We start from the raw sequence: 19,165 nt of genomic DNA, 5'->3' as shown, positions 1-19,165 counted from the left end.
ACGACCGTAGGACGTGGCGGAAAGCATTGCAGCACAACGGGTTCGGATCTAGTACTTTCGGACGGGGCACCGGTTGCGGGCCTCCGGCGGCAGCCTGAGCATGGCGGGTCGGGATAACGCGGCGGCATGGGTGAACGGCAGTGGGCGGCGGGACCACGGCCGCAGAGACTGACGGGGATCCGAACCCGATCCCGAGAGGTTTCCCATGGCTGTGCGCATCCGGCGGCTCGCGTCGCCGGTCACCCTGCTGTTGTGCGGCCTGACCGTGTGCCCGGCGACCGCCGCGGCGCAGGACGACACGATCGGCACGGACGGCTACGTCCACGTCGCTCCCAACGGCACCGTGCTCGGCGTCGACCCGTACTACCCGACCGACGGCAACGGCGGGTACGACGTGGCGCACTACGACGTCACCCTGACCTACGACCCGGCGATCCGCTTCCTCACCGCCAGGACCACCGTGCGGGCGGTCGCGACGCAGCGGCTCAGCCGGTTCAACCTCGACCTGCGCGGCCTGACCGTGAGCGGGGTGCAGGTGAACGGCGTCGCGGCGGCGTTCAGCCGGACCGGGGAGCACGAGCTGGTCGTGACGCCGAAGGAGGTGCTCACCGAGGGCGCCGAGTTCACCGTCACCGTCGTCTACTGCGGACGCCCGCAGGCCGAGCTCACCCCGCGCGGCTGGACCGGGTGGCGGACCTCGGTGACCGGTGGCGCGTTCGCGGCCGGTGCGCCGCATTCGGCCACGACGTGGTTCCCGGTCAACGACACCACCGCGGACAAGGCCACGTTCCGCGTCACCGCGACCGTTCCCGGCGGGTGGACCGCGGTGTCCAACGGCGTGCGCGAGTCGGTTTCCGGGTCCACCGTCACGTGGGCGGAGAACACCCCGATCGCCCCGTCCGCCACGATGATCGGCATCGACCGGTACACCGTGCGGGAGTCGGTCGCCGGGCGGACACCGGTCCTCGACGCCTTCGCGCCCGGTGCGAACGCGACGGAGCCGGCGGCGAAGCTGCCCGCGGTGGTGGAGTTCCTGACCACCTACCTGGGTCCGTTCCCGTACGCGTCGACCGGTGGGCTGTACGTGCCGGACCGGCTGGGGTACGCGCACCCGGCGCAGGGCCGCGCGGTGTTCGGGGCGGGTGCCGACGAGTCCGCGCTCGTGCGGGCCGTCGCGGCGCAGTGGTGGGGCAACAAGCTCGCCATCAAGATGTGGAAGGACCAGCCGCTGCCGGAGTCGTTCGCGCGCTACCTCGGGTGGCTGTGGGACGAGCAGCGGCACGGTGTCGACGTCGAGCAGCGCTACCGGGCCGCGGTCGACCGGGCGGGTGCGGCGTTCTGGGCGCGCAAGCTGTCCGATCCGGGCAGGGGCCGCGAGTTCTCGGTGTCGGACAAGGGCGTGCTGATGGTGCACGCGCTGCGCAAGCACATCGGTGACGAGAAGTTCTTCGCCGTGCTGCGGGAGTTCCCGGAGATCAACGACAACTGGAACCAGGGCTGGCACGACTGGGAGCTCTACACGGCGGCGGTGGCCGACATGGACCTGGAGCCGTTCTTCGCGGCCTGGGTCGACGGCACGACCGCGCCCACCGGCTTCCCGGGCTGACCACACGACCCCGGCCCGGGGAACCGTGAGCCGGCCGGATCCCCGAGACCGGCCGGCTCACACCTGGCGTCAGGCCAGGTAGCGCGAGTAGACGGGCGAGGCGTGGCACTCGGCCCGGTAGGCCGCCGCGGCGTCGGCGAGCACCGGGCGCGCGTGCTCGGCCACGACGCCTTCCCGGTGCCACAGCAGCAGGAACCGCCGTTCCAACGCGTCGTCGGCGAGCAGCCGCACCGCCACCTGCTGGTGCCCCTCGCAAATGGCCTGCGACAACCCGACCGCGCCGGTGCGGACCGCGGCGACGGTCGTCGAGTAGTTCTCCGCGACGTGCCGGACCCTGGGCGTGAACCCGGCGGCCCGGCAGGTGGCGCGGAAGTACTCGTGGAACCGCGCCGAGTCCGGTGGCGGCAGCACCCACTCCTCCTGCGCCAGCTGGTCGAGCCGCACGACCTTGTGGCGTGCCAGCGGGTGGTCCTCCGGCAGCACCACCATCGTCGGGTCCAGCGCGATCACCGCGGTGTCCACGCAGGCAGGCACCGCCGCCTCGAACCCCGGGTAGTCCTTGACCACGCCGATCTCCAGCCGCCGCTGGGCCACCAGGTCCACCACGAGGTCGCGGCACTCGCTGTCGAGCAGCGACGCGCCCTCGCCGCGGGGCAGCCGGGCCGCGGCGATCGCCGGCAGGTGGGCGAGGATCGGGGAACACGCCCCGCCCACCCGCACCCGCGACGAACCGGGGCCGGTGCGCGACTCGATGTCGTGCACCAGCCCCTCCATCAGCGGCAGGACGGCGGCGATCCGGCTGATCAGCAGCTCACCGGTCGGGGTCGGGGTCACCGCCGTCGCGCGGCCGCGGTCGAACAGGCGTTGTCCCAGCGCGTTCTCCAGCCGCTTGAGCTTGCCGCTCACCGCGGGCTGGCTGATGCCGAGCACCACCGCCGCCTCGGACAGGCTGCCGGTCTGACCGATCGCCCGCACGAGCCGGAGGTGGTGGACGTCGAGCTCCATGCCGTCACACCCCGTCCACACCTCTACGTGTTTCTTCCGTTCCCTGATCCCCTGCTGGTTACGGTGGTACTTGCAGATGCCGGGTCAGCCGGGGGTGGTGACGCGGGGGCCGGGCGGTCGCAGGATGCCGGCGGTCCTCCCGATCGCAGCGTAGAGCGCGAACGCCACCACGACGGAGTTGATCGTCGGAATGCCCACGGGCACGAACGCGCCCACCGCCGCACCGACCGCCCAGCACACCAGGGAGGCGGGCACCCAGTCCGGCGGGGCCGGTGGCAGCTCGCCGACCGCGCCCCACTCGGCCAGCTCGCGCCGCCACGTGCGGACCACGAAGTACTCGGCGATCACGATGCCCGCGACCGGTGGCGTGATGATCCCGATCCACGTCAGGAACGTGGTGAAGTGGTCGAGGATGCCCAGCGCGGACAGCAGGGTGCCCAGCGCGCCCAGCGCCAGCGTGGCCCTCGTGCGGGTGAGCGTGCGGCCCAGCAGCACGTCCGCGGTGTTGACCAGGCCGAGCGAGGCCGAGTACAGGTTCCAGTCGTTGATCTTCATGATCGCGGTGACCAGGATGAGCGTGCCGAGGACACCGGAGGTCGAGGTGACGGCGGCGACCACGTCGGCGCTGCGGGCGGCGTGCGCGAGCAGCACCCCGGTCAGGCCGATGAGGTACTCCCCCAGCGTCACGCTGATCAGCGTCTGCTTGACGACGTCGCTCACGCGCCGGTTGAACCGGGTCATGTCCGGCGTCATCACCGCGCCCATGATGAACGCGCCCGCGACCAGGGTCGTGCCCTGGGCGACGGACAGCGCCGGGCCCGGCGGCGGCATGGCGACCAGGTCGGCGAGGTCGTGGCGGCGCAGCTCCTGCGTGATCGCGTACCCGGCGAGCAGCAGGAACGCCGGCACCGTCAGGTACGCGGTCCAGGCCATGGTGTGGAAGCCGGCGACGACGATGCCGGTCACCACGATCCCGCCGAACACCGCCCACACCCACACCGGCGGGCCGCCCATCAACGAGTGCAGGCCGTGGGCGAACACGTCGTTCTGCACGCCGAACCACCCGGCGAGGCTCAGCGTGACGAGCAGACCGACCAGGCCGGAGCCGCGGCCGCCGAACCCGGCCCAGCGGGCGAGCACGGACGTGGAGACGCCCTCCCGCATGCCGGCCACGCCCATCAGCACGGTCACGACCTCCAGCATCACCGCGCCGAGCGTGATGGCCAGCACGGCGTCCTGGAACGTCATGCCGAAGCCCAGGACCGCGCCGAGCAGGAACTGGTGGAACGAGGAGACCTGCCCGAACCGCTGCACCGCCACGGAAACCCAGGAGCAGCGCGCCGAGTCGGGCAGCCGGCGCAGCGAGTAGTCGTCGTGCACGGGGTCAGCTCTCCTCGTCGTCGGACTGCAGCAGCACGAAGCCCTGGTTCGGGTGCGGCTGCCAGGTCAGCTCGCGGGCGTAGAGCAGCTCGAGGAACTTGACCCGCTGGTGGTAGGCGAACACCGAGCTCTCGGTCCCGGTGATGGCGGGCGTGTCGACGAACAGGGGCAGCTCGGCCAGGAAGTACCGCACGGCGCTGCGCAGCTGGACCTCCGTGGGCACCTCGCCGTCGGGCAGCTTGCGGTCGAGCACCCAGCGGGTGGCGTCCAGGCAGTGGCCGGCGAACTCCTCGTCGTGGTCGAACAGGTCGTGGCCGTTCGTCAGCAGCCGCAGGTAGCACGGGTTCTCGGCCAGGGTCGTGCCGTCGAGCACGTGGTCCTCCGGGCGGGCGACACCGACGTCCCACAGCGCGCGGCACACCTTGTTGACCACGTACTGGCCCTGGCGGCGTGCCTTCGTCCTGGCGCGTGCGGGGTCGTAGCCCAGTGCCTCCAGGGTGAAGGCCGCCGCGTGGTCGGGGATGAAGAAGTGGAAGCGCTCGAACTCGGCGATCGCCCAGCGGGCCAGCGCGGTGATGCGCTCGACCGAGAAGTAGCTGTTGAACGGGCTGACGCCGACGCACACGTGCCGGCCGCTTCGCAACGGCCGCGCGCAGTGCTCGGTCAGCGGGGTTGTCAGCAACACCGTTGGCTCCGAGGAATTTCACAGGGGTGCAGGGAAACCGGAAAGTCCGGATTCCGACCACTATGCGGAGCAGTCCACCCGGCAGGTAATGCCGAACGGTCATGCCGCAGCCTTATGCGCTGTCCAGGATTGAGCTGAACGGTCTGGTGACAGGGCGCCGCGGACCGAGCGTAATGAGGTGCATGGAACTCCAGGTCCGGCATTTGCGCGTGCTGCTCGCCATCGCACGCGCGGGCAGCCTCAACCGGGCGGCGGGCGAGCTCCGCCTCCCGCAGCCCGCCGTCAGCCACCAGCTGCGGCGCATCGAACAACTCGTCGGCGACCGGTTGTTCGACCGCGACCCGCGCGGGGTGCGACCGACCCGCATCGGCGCGCTCGTGCTGGCCCGCGCGGAGGCGATCATCCCCGCGTTCGACGAGCTGGACCGCGACTTCCGCGCCCACCAGCAGGCCGCCACGGGGGTCAGGGTGGGCTGGAACGACAGCGCGCTGGCACCGGACGTGTTCCGCTGCGTGCTCGACCTGATGCCCGGTCACGAGCTGACGACCAGGGCGGACATGTCCCACAGCCGGCTGGTGCAGCAGGTGGTGAACCGGTGCGTGGACCTGGCGCTGGTGCTGGTCTGCGGGCCGCGGACGCTGGCGGTGCCCGGCGCGGTGCGAGCCGCGCGGGTCGTGACCGAGCCGTCGTTCGTGGCGCTGCCGTCGTGGCACCGGCTCACCGGCGCGGCCGCGGTCGACCTCGCGGACCTCGCCGACGAGCGGTGGATCGTGTCGAGCTGCGGCGACGGCTGCCGGATCGTGTTCAGGGAGATGTGCCTGGCGCACGGGTTCACCCCGCGCATCGCGCACGACGTGGACACGCTGCGGTTCCGCCTGGTCGCCGGCGGGCACGGGGTGTGCCTGGTCCAGCCGACCACACCGGAAACGCCGGGAATGGTGCTGCGGCCGTTGACGGGAACGCCGATGACGGTGCAGCACCTGCTGTTGTGGCGCACCGACCACCCGTTGGCCGCGCAATTCGAGGAAGTGCACGCCGCCGCGGTGAGCTCCTACCGGAAACTCGCCCGCGACAACGCGGTCTACCGCGCGTGGCTGGAGGCGGATAACGGCACGGCATAGCCGAGCGGCAGTGGGCGCGGTGGCGCGGCGTGGACACACTCGGTGGACCGCCGCAATTGCGCCGAGGAGCCGGAAAGGGACTTCTGCCATGCTGCCGCTGATCACCCGCGACGAGCTCAGGAATGGCATCGACACGGGCACGCTCGTCGTGGTCGACACCATGCCCGTGGCGTACTACGAAAGGGAGCACCTGCCGGGTGCGGTGAACATCCCCGGCTATCCCTACGACGACGCGGCGGCGTTCACCGACCGGCACGCCCCCGACGTGCTGCCCGACAAGTCCGCGGACATCGTCGTCTACTGCGCCAACGCCCCGTGCCGCAACAGCGACTTCGTCGGCGCCCGGCTGGCCCAGCTCGGGTACGCCCGCGTGCGCAAGTACCGCGGCGGCATCGAGGACTGGGTCGGTGCCGGCCTGCCGACGTCCACTTCGGACACCTCCAGCGCCTGAGCGCTCCCGAGACGTTCCGCCGCCTCACCCTGCCACACCCGAGGAGTTCACCCATGTCCCTGCTCGCCCGGCTGCGCCACGTCGGCGTCGCCCTCGTCGCGGTCGCCGCCACCCTGCTGGTGGCCGCACCCGCCTCCGCGGCACCGTCGGTCACGGCCGACGGGAACGTCGTCAAGGTCACCTCCGCCAACCACGCCGAGATCCTGGAGATCTCCCGGACCAAGCTGGTCGTCCTCGACTTCGGGGCCACCTGGTGCGGTCCGTGCCGGCAGATGAAGCCGGTCATCGAACGGCTCGCCGCCGAGTACAACGGCCGGTTCCTGCTCGGTGAGGTCGACGTCGACGTCAGCCGCGACCTGTCCTCCAAGTACCGCATCCAGTACCTGCCCACGCTCGTCCCGATGCGCAACGCGGCGGAGCTCCCCGGCTCGCGCAACGTCGGGTACCGCGGCGAGGCCGCGCTGCGGTCGTGGATCGACGCCCAGCTCGCCAAGGGCTGACGCGGCCGGCCGGCGCCCTCGTGCCAGGGCGCCGGCCGTTCGCCCACCCGGCCACCGCGGCGCCCCTGCCGCCGCGTTTCCCTGCGAAAGGAGCCGGCCGTGCTCCCGTACCGCGCACTGCTCGCGCTGTCCGTGATCGTCCTGCTCGGCTGCCTGACCGAGGTGCTGCCCGCCGGGCTGCTGCTGGGCATGTCCGCCGACTTCGGCGTGCCGCCCTCGACCACCGGTCACCTGGTCACCGGCTACGCCCTCACCACCGCGCTGGCCGCGGTGCCGCTGACCGCGCTCACCTCCCGGTTGCGGCGCAAGCCCGTGCTGCTCGGGCTCGTGTTCGGCTTCGGCCTGACCAACCTCGTCATCGCCGTCTCCCCCTGGTACGGCCTCGTCCTGGCGATGCGGATCGCCTCCGGCGCGATCACCGGCGTGATGTGGGGGCTGGTCGCGGTGTACGCGATGCGGCTCGCGCCACCGCACCTGTCCGGGCGCGCACTCGCGGTCGCCATGGCCGGTACCCCGCTGGGCTTCGCCGTCGGCGTGCCGGCGGGCACCGTGCTGGGTGAGCTGGTGGGGTGGCGGTGGGCGTTCGTGCTGATGGGCGTGATCGCCGTGCCGTTGCTCGGGTGGGTGTCGGCGGCGGTGCCCCCGGTGGCGCCCGAACCGGTGCGGGTCAGCATCCCCGCCGCGCTGCGCGTGCCCGGCATGGTCCCGGTCGTGCTGATGGTGCTCACGTTCTCGTTGGCGCACAACATGTTCTACACGTACCTGGGTCCCGCGCTGGAGCAGGTGGGCAGGGAGTGGTTGCTCAGCACGGCGTTGCTGGTGTTCGGTCTCGCCGCGGTCATGGGCCTCCTGGCCGTGGGCAGTGCGCTGGACCGGTTCCCGCGCGGGGTGCTGGTGGCGTGCCCGGCCGCGGCGGCGGTGGCCATCGCGCTGGTGCCGCTCGCCGACGGCTCCGCGCCCCTGCTGCTCGCGATGGCGTTGTGGGGCTTCGCCTTCGGCGGTGCGCCGACCGCGTTCCAGGCGGTCACGGCACTGGTCGCGGGCCGCACGGCGGACTCGGCGCAGTCGCTGACGATCGCCTCCTGGAACGCGGCCGTGGCGGGCGGTGCGACCGTCGGCGGCCTCGTCCTCGACACCGAACCGGCCGCACTGGGCGCGGCTGCCGCCGCCGTGATGGTGCTGCCGCTGCTGGTGGCGCTGCGGGCTCCGGTGGCGAACCGGGTTCCGCAGCACACCGGGTGAGCCGACCGGCCGGGCCGCGCACATCGGGCTGACCGGCGTGAAGGCCCGCAACTGCTCGTCGCCGCCGAACACGGTCAGGCGCCGACCCGGAGCAGCACGCGGGCCGAGTCCGGTCCGGCTCAGTGGTCGGACAGACCGGCCACGATCGACGCGGAGGCCGCCCGGCGGGCCGGCAGCACCGCCGCGAGCACACCCGCGACGCCGACCGCGAGGAACAACGCCACCAGCTGCCCGAACGGCACGGACACGACCATCCGCAGCTCGTCGTCCCGCGACAGCGCCACCACGAGCAGCACCGCGGCCGTGCCCCCGACGAGCGCGCCCAGCACGGCACCGGCGAGGGCGATGAGGCTCGACTCGACCAGCAGCACCCTGCGCAGCTCCGCGCGGGTGAACCCCAGCGCGCGCAGCAGGGCCGACTCCCAGCGCCGTTCCAGCACCGACAGCGTCATGGTGCTCGCGATGCCGAGCAACGCCGTCAGCACCGCCAGCCCGATCATCGCCCAGACGAACGCCAGCAGCCGGTCGACCTGCGCGGTGAAGCCGGCCCTGACGTCGGCGAAGCTCACGACCTGCGCGGTCGGCACGGACTGGGTCGCCGCGGCCAGCACGGCCCTGCCGTCGGTGCCGGGTGCCGTCTTGACCGCGATCGTGTCCACGCCGGTACCGGGCCAGGCGGCACGGTCGGTGTAGGCGTCGGCGCCGCCAGCCGGTTTCACCACCGCGGCCACGCGCAGGACTCGGGAGGTCTCCTCGACGGTGCCGGTGACCTCGCTGCCGACGTCCGCGCCGATCCTCCGGGCCGTCTCCTCGGTGAGCACGATCCCGTTGCCGCGCATCGAACCCAGGTCGCCGCGGACGACCTCGGGGCGGATCAGCGTGCCGAGCGCGTCCGGGGTCACGGCGGTCATGTTGGCCCACCGGCCGGTCTCCCCCGGCCCGAAGGTGAACGGGAGCCAGGTCTGGCCGCCGGCCGCCTCGACACCGGGTGCGGTGCTGATCCGCTCCAGCAACGCCGACGGCAGCGGGCGGTCGCTCACGGCGCTGCGGACCTCGTAGTCGGCGGGGAACCGCTCGGCCAATTCGGTGTCCCTGGTCTTCTGCACGCTGGTCGCGACCACGGTCAGCATCGTCACGACCGCCACGCCGACCAGCAGCGCGGCCGTGGTGGCCGCGGTGCGGCGCGGGTTGCGGGTGGCGTTGGCCGTCGCCAGCGCGGCCGGGACGCCGAACAGCGACCGCGGCAGGGCGCCCAGCACCCGCAGCACCGGCCCGATGATCAGCGGGCCCGCGGTCACGACCGCGGCGAGCAGGGCGATGCCGGCGGCGACCGCGAGGACCATGGCGAGCTTCGGCCCCGAGGCCTGGGTCAGCGCCAGCCCGGCGCACAGCGCGGCGAGGACCGCCAGCACGACCGCCACGACGGTGCGGGCCCGGCCGGTGCGCGCGACCTCCTCGCGGCTGTCGGCCTGGGTGCGCAGCACCTCCATCGGGGAGATCCGGGTCGCGCGCCGGGCCGGCGCCAGCGCAGCCACCAGCGTGACGCCGAGCCCGACGGCGAACGCCCCGGCGACCGCCGCACCACCGACCGGCAGCCGCACCGGCGACGACCCGAGCACCGCCTGCAGTGCCGCCGCCAGGCCGATCCCGGCTGCGAGGCCGAGCACCGAGGCGACCAGCCCGAGCACGGCGGACTCCAGCAGCACCGAGCGGAAGACCTGGCCGCGGCCGGCACCGATGCTGCGCAGCAGGCCGAGCTCACGGGTGCGCTGGGCGACGAGGATCGTGAACGTGTTCATGACGACCATCGCCGCCACCACGAGCGCGACCACCGCGAAGAGGCTCATCGCCAGCGCCACCTCGTCGTTGCCGCCGCTGCGGTCGAGCAGCCGTTCGGTGTAGGCGGCGCCGCTGGAGACGGTGAACTCCTCGCCCAGCGCGGCCCGCAGCCGCTCGACGAGCTCGCCCTGGCCGGCTCCGGCCGAGCGCACCACGACCAGGGCGTCGTAGGGCGGTCGCGCCGGGTCGACGAACGGCGTGACGTCGGGCAGCAGGACTTGGGCGCTGCCGGGGCGTTCGGCGGTGCCGCTGTCGTAGACACCGCTCACGGTGAACCGCACCGGCGCCGAGTCGGTGCCGAGCAGCGTGACCTCGGCTCCGACCGCGAGGCCGCGGTCGCGGGCGGTCTGCTCGCTGACCGCGACCTGCCCGGCGCCGGGGAGCGCGCCCCGCACGACCTCCTGCGGCCGCAGTGCCGGGTCGGTGGCGAGAGGCACGAGGCCGGCCTCGTCCGCACGGCCGGACGCGCCGACGATCGGCACGGGCACCGTGCGCCGCAGCTCGGCGGAGGCGACACCGTCGACGGCGCGCACGGCGGCGACGTCCGGCAACGCGCGCTCGACCGGTTCCACGACGGCGTCGACACCGCGGGCCGAACGGGCGAACTCGTCGCTCATCTCCGCCCGCAGCGCGTCGGCCAGCACCGCCGTGCCCGACACGAACGCGACGCCGACGACGATCGCGAGCGACGACAGCACCAGCCGCGCGAACCGGGCGCGCAGCCCGGCCAGGGTGGTCCGCAGCATCACGCCCCCAGCCTGGAGAGCACGCCCAGCACGGACTCCGGTGTCGGGTCGTGGATCTCGCCCGCGACCCGGCCGTCGGCCAGCAGCACCACGCGGCCGCCGTAGGACGCGGCGACCGGGTCGTGCGTCACCATCACCACGGTCTGCCCCAGCTCCCGCACCGAGGTGCGCAGGAACTCCAGCACGCCGGCGCCGGTGCGGGAGTCGAGGTTGCCGGTCGGTTCGTCGGCGAACACCACGTCCGGCTTGCCCACCAGCGCCCGCGCGCAGGCCACGCGTTGCTGCTGGCCGCCGGAGAGCTCGGCGGGCTTGTGCCGCAGCCGGTCGCCCAGGCCGAGCGTGTCCACGACCGCCGCGAACCACTCGCGGTCCACCTCGCGACCGGCCAGCCGCAGCGCGAGCAGGATGTTGTCGCGCGCGGACAGCGTCGGAAGCAGGTTGAACGACTGGAACACGAACCCGACCCGGTCGCGCCGCAACCGGGTCAACCCGTTGTCGGACAACGCCGTCAGCTCGGCATCTCCGATGTGGACGGTGCCGGCGTCGGCCCGGTCCAGGCCGGCCAGGCAGTGCAGCAGCGTGGACTTGCCCGACCCGGACGGGCCCATGATCGCGGTCAGCTCGCCGGCGCGGAACGCGACGCTCACGCCGTCGAGTGCGCGCACCGCCGCCGGACCGCTGCCGTAGGTCTTCACCAGTTCGTGTGACGACACCGCCCCGCGGACCTCCGCTCGGGACACTGGGGACGTTGGAGACACCGTCATCGCACCTGCTTCGTCTTCGCCGGGATTTGTGCGGCCAGACGACGGCGGCACCGCGACCGGTTCTCCAGGGCCTGATTTGTGACGCAGACCACACCAGCGTGAGAACCTGTTCCGCGATCCCGACGTCTTGCGGAGTGTGAGAGCAATCCGGGGTGAGCCCGCCGTCCTCGACGAGGAACACCTCGTGCGCCGAGTCGCACGGGGTGACCGCCGTGCGTTCGAGGAGCTCTACCGCCGCACCGCGCCGTGGCTCACGGTCCGGCTGCGCCGGCGGTGCTCCGACGACCAGATCGTCGCCGAGGTGCTGCAGGAGACCTACCTGGCGGTCTGGCGGGCCGCCGACGCTTTCGCCGGTGCCGCCACCGGGGGCAGCGCGGTCGGCTGGCTGTGGACCATCGCGGCCCGGCGGCTGGTCGACGCCTTCCGCCGTCGCGCCCACCACGCCCAGCCGCCCACCGCCGCCGCGGTCGAGCCGGTCGTGCGCGCCGCGGAGGACGAGGCGCTCGACGGGGTGGTCGGCGACGAGGTCGGCGACGCGCTGCGCACCCTGGCGCCGGAGCTGCGGCAGGTGCTGCAGGCGATGGTGCTCGACGGGCTGTCGGTGCGCGAGACCTCGGTGCTGCTCGGGCTGCCGGAGGGCACCGTCAAGACCCGCGCGAGGCGGGCGAGGATCGCTATGCGGGAGGCACTGTCATGACCGCCCACCACCCCGCGGAGCAGCTGCTGCGCCGGTACGCCCGCGGTGCCCAGGACCTCCCCGCCGACCAGCTGTGGGCGGTCGAGTCGCACCTGGAGACCTGCGCGCCGTGCCGCGGGCGCCTCGCTCCCGACCCCGTGGCCGACGCGGCGTGGGCCCAGCTGGCCCCGCTGCTCGACCACACCCCGCAGATGCCGCGCGCGCGGATGTGGCGCCGCCGCCTCACCACGTGGACCTCCCCCGTCGCCGGTCCGTGGCTCGCGATGATCATGCTGGTCACGCTCGCCTCGGTCCTGCTCGACCAGCTCGGGGCGGCCTCACCGGACGACATCTCGCTGGTGCTGCTCATCGCCCCCGTTCTGCCCGTGCTGGGCGTGGCGGCGGCGTGGGGGCGTGCTCTCGACCCGGCCTACGAGCTCGTCGCCGCCACGCCGCGCGCCGGTCTGCCGCTGGTGCTCAGGCGCACCGCGGGCGTGCTCGTGGTCGTCCTGCCCGGCCTGGCCGTCGCCGGGTGGCTCACCGGCGCCTCGCCGGCCCAGTGGCTGCTGCCGTGCCTCGCCTTCACGACCGGCACGCTCGCCCTGGGCGGGCTGATCGGCGTCACCCGCGCCGCCACCGCCCTGGTGGTGCTGTGGGCCGCCGTGATCGCCGCACCGACCGTGGCGCTCAGCCGCACCCCCGTCCTCGACCCCGCCGTCACCCCGGTCTGGGTCGCCGTGCTCGCACTCGGACTGCTCCTGATCACCCTGCGCAGGACCGCTTTCACGCGCCTGGAGGCCCACCGATGACCGCACCCACCACCTACGCCTGGGAGATCGAGGCGCGCGACCTCGTGGTCAAGGTCGGCCGCCGCCGCACCGCCGTCGACGGCGTCACGCTCACCATGGGCCGCGGCGTCCACGGCCTGCTCGGCCCCAACGGCGCAGGCAAGACCACCCTCATCCGCGCACTGGCCACCGTGCTGCGCCCCGCCTCCGGCACGCTGTCCCTGCTCGGCGACCCCGACCTGCGCTCGCTGCGGCGGCGCATCGGCTACCTGCCGCAGGAGTTCGGCCACTACCGCCGGTTCACCGTCCGCGAGTTCGTCGAGTACATGGCGTGGCTCAAGGAGGTGCCCGGCCCCGAGATCCCGGCGGCCGTGCAGCGCGCCGTCGAGCGGGCCGGGCTCGCCGACCGCGCCGACGACCGCCTCAAGACGCTGTCCGGCGGCATGGTCCGCCGCGCCGGCATCGCGCAGGCCATCGTCAACGACCCGGAGGTCCTGCTGCTCGACGAACCCACCGCGGGGCTCGACCCGGCCCAGCGCCTGCGGTTCCGCGACCTGCTCACCGAGCTGGGCACCGACGCGTGCGTCGTCGTGTCCACCCACCTGGTCGAGGACGTCGCCGCCGCGTGCACCGACGTCGTGCTGCTCGCCGAGGGCAGGCTCGTGTTCCAGGGCACGCCGGCGCAGCTCGCGGCGGCGGGAACCGCCGGACACGCCGGGGACAGCCCGATCGAACGCGGCTACAGCGCGTTGCTCGCCTCGCCGCGGCAGCGTGGGACGTGGTGAGGCCCTCACCCCGGCGGTGGCGGCGGTGAGGGCCCTGCGCCTGGAGCTCCGGCGCTCCCTCGCCCCCTGGGCCGGCCTGCTGCTCGTCGCCGGCGCGGTGGCCGTCCTCTACAGCCTCAGCGCCCCGTGGTGGAAGGGCCGCGAGGCGTGGGACGCGCAGTGGCACACCGCCGCCGAGTGGCTGCGGTTCCTGCTGGTCTTCCTGTGGCCGCTGACCGTGGGAGCGGGCGCCGTCGCGGGCCTGCGCGACCACCGCGAGGGCACCCGGGACCTCCTCGCCACCACCGCCCGCCCCACCTGGCACCGCGGCGCGGCCACCGCCGGTGCCCTCGCGATCTGCCTGGCGCTCGGCTACCTGGCGGTCTTCGCACTCGGCGCGGCCCAGGCCGTGTGGCACGGCGGGATCTTCCACCTCGCCTGGCTGCCGACCACCGCCGTCGGCGCGCTGGCCGTCGTCGCGGGCGGATGGCTGGGCATGGGCCTCGCCCGCGTGTTCCCGTCCGTCCTCACACCGCCGCTGCTCGCCGTGAGCGCGATGGTGGCGCTGGTGTTCCTCACCATCTCGCAGGACCCGGGAACACAACCGGAGCAGGTCCTGCCGAACCAGGTCGTGCTGCTGTCACCGGCGCTGTGGGCGGTGCGCAACGTCTACGCCACCGTCTCCGGCGCGGTCCACCTCGGTCAGGCGATCTGGCTGACGGGGCTGGCGCTGACCGGCTTCTGGCTGCTCGTCGCCCCGTCCGCGCGGCTGCGGGTGGCGGCGCTCGTACCCGTCGTCGTCGGGGCGGCGGTCGCGTTGCCGGTGCTGCCCGCCCGCACCTTCGTGCGCAACGAGGCCGTGTCCGCACTGGTGTGCCGCGGGCCCGCGTGCGTGGCGCGGCTCGATCAGTCCTCTTTGGACGAGCTCGCACCGGCGGCCGAGGAAGCCCTGCGCCTGCTGCGGAAACTCCCCGACCCGCCCACGTCCGTGCGCGACGCCGCACAGCCGAGCCGGTCGCTGCACACCGTCCCGCGCACCCCGGACGTCGTGCTGATCCACCTGACCGGCGGCGCGTTCGAGTACTTCGAACCCGCTGACTGGCGCACCGAGCTGGTGGCCGGCGCGGGCACCCCCACCTGCTTCACCGACCTCGACAGCGACCGCGCCACCGTCCGCGAGACGGCGGCCAGGACCGCCACCGCGGCCTGGTTCACCGGCCGGCTCACCGACCTGCACAACTACCGCTTCCTGCGCGAAGCCGCCGCCGAACCCGCCCGCCAGGCCTGGGACCTGCTCCGCGCCCTCCCGCCGGAGCAGCAGCTGCGTCAGGTGAGCGCGGCCCGCGCGGTCGGGCTGTCGTGCCGGGGCGACCAGCTCACCGCGCTCACCGGCGGGGTGCTGTGAGAGCCCTCCTGCTCTACGCGCGCAGCCGGCAGGTGCCCGCGTCCGCACTGGCAGCGGTGGTGTGCTGCCTGCTCGTCCGGGTCGTGACCCCGTCTGCGCCCGATCCGAGGTGGCCCGCGCTGGCCATCACCGCCGCCGTCTGCGCCCTGGCCACCGGCCTGTCCGGCCAGGACGCGGACCTCGACCGGACGGCGGCCTGGCCGTGGCCGCTGTACCGGCTGGGCCACGTCGCCGCGATCACCGTCGTGGCAGTGGTGCTCGTCGCCGGCACCGCGCCGCTGCCGTTCGTGCTGCGCGGGTGCGTCGGCATGGCGGGACTTGCCGCGCTGGGCGCCGCGTTCTTCGGCGGGCACCTGGCCTGGCCGCTGCCGTGCGCGGCGTTCGCCGTCACGTTCTTCACCGACAGCTGGTTGGTCGCGCCGCCGGACTCGGTCCAGGCCGGTGTGGTGATGGTGGCGTTCGGTGTTGCCGGAACCGCGGTCTACGTTTTATTTCAGCCTGCACTGAACTTATAGTGAGCTAAGACATCCTTGGGCCCCGCCAGAACATGAATGGCGGTTTCTTTTCCGTTCCGCCGGGTATGTACGATTTCGTGACGGACCTGACTGTCGACTCAGCGGACCTGCTCGCCGAGGGATACACCGCCGAGTTCCCCGACTCGGACGCGGACGAACCGATCCTGCGCGACGCCAGCGGGCGCGAAGTGCTGACGTGGCGGGAGAACTACCCGTTCACCGAGCGGATGTCGCGCCCGGAGTACGAACGGGTCAAGCGGCTGCTGCAGATCGAGCTGCTGAAGCTGCAGCACTGGGTGACCGAGACCGGGCAACGGCTCGTGATCCTCTTCGAGGGCCGTGACGCCGCCGGCAAGGGCGGCACCATCAAGCGCTTCAGCGAACACCTCGACCCCCGCGGCCTGCGCACCGTGGCACTCGGCAAGCCGAGTGAGCGCGAGCGCGGCGAGTGGTACTTCCAGCGCTACGTCCGCGAGCTGCCGACCGCGGGCGAGATCGTGCTGTTCGACCGGTCCTGGTACAACCGGGCCGTCGTCGAGCACGTCATGGGTTACTGCACGAAGGACGAGTACGACCTGTTCATGAAGCAGGCGCCGGAGTTCGAGCGGATGCTCGTCGAGGACGGCGTGCTGCTGGTGAAGCTGTGGTTCTCGGTGTCGCGCAACGAACAGCGCACCCGGTTCGTGATCCGGCAGATCGACCCGGTGCGGCAGTGGAAGCTCAGCCCCAACGACATCAAGTCGCTGGACCGCTGGGACGACTACACCGAGGCCAAGGTCGCGATGTTCCGGTCCACGGACACCGAGATCGCGCCGTGGACCGTGGTGAAGAGCAACGACAAGAAGCGCGCGCGGATCGAGGCGATGCGCAGCGTGCTGGCGCGGTTCGACTACGCCGACAAGGACGTCGAGGCCGTCGGGACGCCCGACGTCCGGGTCGTCGGCGCTGCGGCGACGTTGCTGGAGGAGGGCGAGGACGACACGGCGTTGAGCCCGACGCCGATCGCGCCGAGCGCCGAACCGGGACCGGGGCTGCACCCGTGACCGGGAGCCGGGGAGCCTGGCACCGCTCCCCGGCCTCCGGTGTCCGTCAACGGGTCAGCGACACGCGGGTGAAGTCCACCGGCACGTCCAGCGCCACGTTGATGTAGTTGGTGAACACGTTCAGCGCCACGTGCGCCACCGTCTCCACGATCTCCTCCTGGCTCAGCCCGGCGTCACGCGCGGCCTGCACGTCGGAGTCCGCGATCTGGCCGCGCTTGTCGACCAGGGTCACGGCCAGGGCGAGCACGGCGGCGGCGCGCGGGTCGTCGGACTGGCCGCTCTGCGCGCTGGTCATCTCGGCGGTGGTGGCGCCGGCCTTCTTGCCGAGCATCGTGTGCGCCGAGAGGCAGTAGTCGCAGCGGTTGCGGTCGGCGACGGCCACGGCGACCATCTCACCGAGCTTGGCGCCGAGCACGCCGCCGCCCAGTGCGCCGAACTGGGCCCACATGCTCCGCAGTGCGGCCGGGGAGTTGGCGACCGCGCGGAACATGTTCGGCACCAGGCCGAAGGCGCCCTTGATCTGTGCCAGGGTCTCGGCGCGCTCGTCGGTGATCTGGTCGGGGTCGGTGAGTTCGATGCGGGACATGGTTCTCTCCTTGATGTTGTGGAACGGGATCAGGTGCAGGTGCCGTCGACGGAGCAGACGGCGGGTGGAGTGGTGCCGTCCACGGCGGGTGGGACGGCGCCGTCGAGCAGGCGCGTCACGGCCGAGGCCAGCGACATGTCGTCGACCTGGCCGAGCTGGTGGCCGCGCAGCACGCCGTCGCGGTCGATGAGCACGGTGGTGGGCGTGCCCCGCATGCGGTAGCGGCTGAACGTGACCGGCGCCGGGTGGTCGCCGCTCGCCGCGTCGACGCCGACCGGGAACGGGATGCGGTACTCGTGCAGGAACGCCTTGAGGCTCACCGGGGTCATCGCGCCGTGGTGCTCGAACACGGTGTGCAGGCCGATGACGGCGAGGTCGTCGCCGAAGGTCTTCTCCAGGCGCACGGCCTGCGGCAGCGCGTGGCTCACGCAGCCGGGGCAGAGCATCTGGAACGCCTCCAGCACGACCACGCGGCCGCGCAGGCCGGCCAGGTCGAGCGGCTCGCTGTTGAACCACTCGGTGGTCTCCCACGGCGGCGCCTGCGTGAGCGGATCGGACGCGGGTGCCGGCAGCGGGCTCACCACGACCGCCCGGCGTAGGGCTGCGACCACAGCGCGACCTGGAGGGTGACCGCCTTGAACCAGGCCTGGTGCATGGCGTCGACCTGCTGCTCGTCGTGGCCGCCCGCCGCGAGGAACGGCCGGATCGTCGCGGTGATCGGGTAGACGAACGCGATGATGTAGCGCAACGGGATGTGCGGCACCGAGTCGGCGTGGTCGGTCTCGTTCTTCTTCGGCACGGTGTGCCGCAGCGCGATCTCCTGCTGGTAGGCGAGCCAGCGCTCGTCGTACGGGCGAGTGCAGGTGTCGGTGATCCAGCGGGCGAACCGGGCGCGGACCCGTGCGAGGTACTCGGGGATCGGCGTGCCGTCCGGCGTGGCGAAGTAGGCCACGAGGTGCGGGTGCGAGCCGACGAACCCGTACCAGACGTCCAGGACCTGCTCGATCTGTCCACTGAGGACCTCACCGGCCAGTAGCAGGGCCTCCCGGCCCTCCGGTCCAAACAGGACGGTGGCCAGCAGCAGCTCCAGGTCGGTCGGGGTGACCGGGGACGGGGCCAGACCGGGGTCGTCGTGGGTGTAGCCCGGTACGGGTTCAGGAGTGATCATGTCGCTTTCCTTCGCGAGGACGGAGAAGTCCGCTCGTCCCCAGTGGGGCGAGGTTCCGGGACCGGAGCGGTCTTGGAGGAGGTGAACGTCAGTCTGTCACAAACTAGGTAGGACTCCTACCTAGTTCTTCGCTCAGGTGACCCACGTCTCAGCCGGGGCGATTTGCGCCCGGTGCGTACGATCGCCGGGAAAGCACTAGTCACAGGGCGGATCGCATGACTGACACCGACGGCACGGCCGGCCTCGACCGGCGGCTCGCCGACGCCATCGAGCGGATCGGGCACGGCATGCGGTCGCTGGCCCAGCGCACCGCGCGGGAGCACGGGCTGACGCCGTTGCAGCAGCAGGCGGTGCTGGCACTGGCGCAGCAACCGCAGGCACGGCGCGAGGTGGCCGCACTGGCGCAGGAGTTCGACGTCACCACGCCGACGATGTCCGACGCGGTGGCCGCGTTGGAGCGCAAGGAGCTCGTGACCCGCTCCCCCGGCACGGACGGGCGCAGGCGGTCGCTGGCGCTGACCCCCGGCGGCGAGGAGGTCGCGCGTCGACTGTCCTCTTGGGACGACCCGCTGACGGCCGCGCTCGGCGCACTGCCCGACGCGGACCGCGCGACCACGCTGCACACGTTGCTGCGGGTGATCGCGGACCTGCAGCGCACGGGCGTGGTGACCGTGTCGCGCACATGCACGACATGCCGTTTCTTCGGGCCGAACGAGCACCCCGAGCCGGACGCGCCGCACCACTGCCACCTGCTGCGCATGCCGTTGCCACTGGCCGGGTTGCGCACGGACTGCCCGGAGTACGAGGCGGAACCGGCCAAGACGCCGGCGGTCCGGCGCAGGCAGCGCACCACCGCACCCTGAGCCTGCGGTCCGAGCCGG

20 protein-coding genes are annotated in these 19,165 nt (G+C 72.9%); 12 read left to right on the top strand and 8 right to left on the bottom strand.

Translation table 11 applies throughout. From position 1 onward, the window contains the following. Positions 1-205 precede the first annotated feature (205 nt). The gene (locus tag ACZ7CD_RS06630; RefSeq protein ID WP_360384244.1) at positions 206-1,606 is read left to right on the top strand and encodes a M1 family metallopeptidase; all 1,401 of its coding nucleotides are present in this window, start codon (positions 206-208) and stop codon (positions 1,604-1,606) included. Between the two features lie 69 nt (positions 1,607-1,675). Here ACZ7CD_RS06630 and ACZ7CD_RS06625 read toward each other — a convergent pair whose 3' ends face one another. From ACZ7CD_RS06625 to ACZ7CD_RS06615, 3 genes are all read right to left on the bottom strand, one after another. Continuing rightward, complete coding sequence (locus ACZ7CD_RS06625) at positions 1,676-2,611, bottom strand: LysR family transcriptional regulator (RefSeq protein WP_470369040.1); 936 nt, start codon at positions 2,609-2,611, stop codon at positions 1,676-1,678. 84 nt (positions 2,612-2,695) lie between these two features. After that, a complete protein-coding gene (locus ACZ7CD_RS06620; RefSeq protein ID WP_360384248.1) occupies positions 2,696-3,991 on the bottom strand; it encodes a purine-cytosine permease family protein in 1,296 nt (431 codons plus the stop codon). Between the two features lie 4 nt (positions 3,992-3,995). Further along, positions 3,996-4,676 (bottom strand): tRNA-dependent cyclodipeptide synthase, encoded by a 681-nt coding sequence (locus ACZ7CD_RS06615; protein ID WP_360384250.1) that lies wholly within the window; start codon positions 4,674-4,676, stop codon positions 3,996-3,998. A gap of 182 nt (positions 4,677-4,858) precedes the next feature. On the opposite strand from ACZ7CD_RS06615, the gene ACZ7CD_RS06610 reads away from it, so the two are divergent. The 4 genes from ACZ7CD_RS06610 to ACZ7CD_RS06595 all read left to right on the top strand — a co-directional run bounded on the left by ACZ7CD_RS06610 (position 4,859) and on the right by ACZ7CD_RS06595 (position 7,990). After that, on the top strand, positions 4,859-5,797 hold the full coding sequence (locus ACZ7CD_RS06610) for a LysR family transcriptional regulator (protein WP_470374138.1): 939 nt from the start codon (positions 4,859-4,861) through the stop codon (positions 5,795-5,797). Positions 5,798-5,885: 88 nt separating this feature from the next. Further along, entirely contained in the window at positions 5,886-6,248 is a 363-nt protein-coding gene (locus ACZ7CD_RS06605; RefSeq protein WP_470378446.1) for a rhodanese-like domain-containing protein, read from the top strand. A gap of 53 nt (positions 6,249-6,301) precedes the next feature. After that, entirely contained in the window at positions 6,302-6,748 is a 447-nt protein-coding gene (locus ACZ7CD_RS06600; protein ID WP_470378445.1) for a thioredoxin family protein, read from the top strand. 99 nt (positions 6,749-6,847) lie between these two features. Continuing rightward, positions 6,848-7,990, top strand: coding sequence for an MFS transporter (locus ACZ7CD_RS06595; RefSeq protein ID WP_470378444.1), 1,143 nt, complete (start codon positions 6,848-6,850; stop codon positions 7,988-7,990). Positions 7,991-8,109: 119 nt separating this feature from the next. Here the strand turns inward: ACZ7CD_RS06595 and ACZ7CD_RS06590 are convergent, their stop codons facing one another. Continuing rightward, positions 8,110-10,575 (bottom strand): ABC transporter permease, encoded by a 2,466-nt coding sequence (locus tag ACZ7CD_RS06590; RefSeq protein WP_470378721.1) that lies wholly within the window; start codon positions 10,573-10,575, stop codon positions 8,110-8,112. Beyond that, complete coding sequence (locus ACZ7CD_RS06585) at positions 10,575-11,339, bottom strand: ABC transporter ATP-binding protein (protein ID WP_360384260.1); 765 nt, start codon at positions 11,337-11,339, stop codon at positions 10,575-10,577. Before ACZ7CD_RS06585 ends, ACZ7CD_RS06590 begins: the two co-directional genes overlap by 1 nt. A gap of 145 nt (positions 11,340-11,484) precedes the next feature. On the opposite strand from ACZ7CD_RS06585, the gene ACZ7CD_RS06580 reads away from it, so the two are divergent. From ACZ7CD_RS06580 to ppk2, 6 genes are all read left to right on the top strand, one after another. Beyond that, the gene (locus ACZ7CD_RS06580) at positions 11,485-12,036 is read left to right on the top strand and encodes an RNA polymerase sigma factor (protein WP_458434413.1); all 552 of its coding nucleotides are present in this window, start codon (positions 11,485-11,487) and stop codon (positions 12,034-12,036) included. Continuing rightward, the gene (locus ACZ7CD_RS06575) at positions 12,033-12,824 is read left to right on the top strand and encodes a zf-HC2 domain-containing protein (protein ID WP_470369039.1); all 792 of its coding nucleotides are present in this window, start codon (positions 12,033-12,035) and stop codon (positions 12,822-12,824) included. The genes ACZ7CD_RS06580 and ACZ7CD_RS06575 overlap by 4 nt, the downstream gene beginning before the upstream one ends. Then, the gene (locus tag ACZ7CD_RS06570; RefSeq protein ID WP_360384264.1) at positions 12,821-13,588 is read left to right on the top strand and encodes an ABC transporter ATP-binding protein; all 768 of its coding nucleotides are present in this window, start codon (positions 12,821-12,823) and stop codon (positions 13,586-13,588) included. Before ACZ7CD_RS06575 ends, ACZ7CD_RS06570 begins: the two co-directional genes overlap by 4 nt. Positions 13,589-13,613: 25 nt before the next feature. Then, on the top strand, positions 13,614-14,972 hold the full coding sequence (locus ACZ7CD_RS06565; protein WP_360384266.1) for a hypothetical protein: 1,359 nt from the start codon (positions 13,614-13,616) through the stop codon (positions 14,970-14,972). Then, the gene (locus tag ACZ7CD_RS06560) at positions 14,969-15,487 is read left to right on the top strand and encodes a hypothetical protein (protein WP_470369038.1); all 519 of its coding nucleotides are present in this window, start codon (positions 14,969-14,971) and stop codon (positions 15,485-15,487) included. Before ACZ7CD_RS06565 ends, ACZ7CD_RS06560 begins: the two co-directional genes overlap by 4 nt. A 77-nt stretch (positions 15,488-15,564) precedes the next feature. Next, positions 15,565-16,530, top strand: a complete 966-nt coding sequence (gene ppk2, locus ACZ7CD_RS06555; protein ID WP_458432568.1) for a polyphosphate kinase 2 — start codon at positions 15,565-15,567, stop codon at positions 16,528-16,530. 46 nt (positions 16,531-16,576) lie between these two features. Here the strand turns inward: ppk2 and ACZ7CD_RS06550 are convergent, their stop codons facing one another. From ACZ7CD_RS06550 to ACZ7CD_RS06540, 3 genes are read right to left on the bottom strand one after another with little or no spacing between them, the layout of a single operon-like run. Beyond that, positions 16,577-17,116 carry a carboxymuconolactone decarboxylase family protein gene (locus ACZ7CD_RS06550; protein ID WP_470378443.1) on the bottom strand — a complete coding sequence of 180 codons (540 nt, stop codon included), beginning with the start codon at positions 17,114-17,116 and terminating at the stop codon, positions 16,577-16,579. Positions 17,117-17,145: 29 nt separating this feature from the next. Continuing rightward, positions 17,146-17,700, bottom strand: a complete 555-nt coding sequence (locus ACZ7CD_RS06545; protein ID WP_360384274.1) for a redoxin domain-containing protein — start codon at positions 17,698-17,700, stop codon at positions 17,146-17,148. Next, positions 17,694-18,284 (bottom strand): protoglobin domain-containing protein, encoded by a 591-nt coding sequence (locus ACZ7CD_RS06540; RefSeq protein ID WP_470378442.1) that lies wholly within the window; start codon positions 18,282-18,284, stop codon positions 17,694-17,696. Before ACZ7CD_RS06540 ends, ACZ7CD_RS06545 begins: the two co-directional genes overlap by 7 nt. A gap of 215 nt (positions 18,285-18,499) precedes the next feature. Between ACZ7CD_RS06540 and ACZ7CD_RS06535 the strand changes: the two genes are divergently transcribed. Beyond that, positions 18,500-19,147 carry a MarR family winged helix-turn-helix transcriptional regulator gene (locus ACZ7CD_RS06535; RefSeq protein WP_470378441.1) on the top strand — a complete coding sequence of 216 codons (648 nt, stop codon included), beginning with the start codon at positions 18,500-18,502 and terminating at the stop codon, positions 19,145-19,147. Positions 19,148-19,165: the final 18 nt, after the last annotated feature.

The sequence above is a fragment of the Lentzea sp. NPDC036949 genome, from assembly GCF_055608075.1.
The sequence above is the reverse complement of the archived record's forward strand: the minus strand, read 5'-3'. Positions and strand labels throughout refer to the sequence as shown.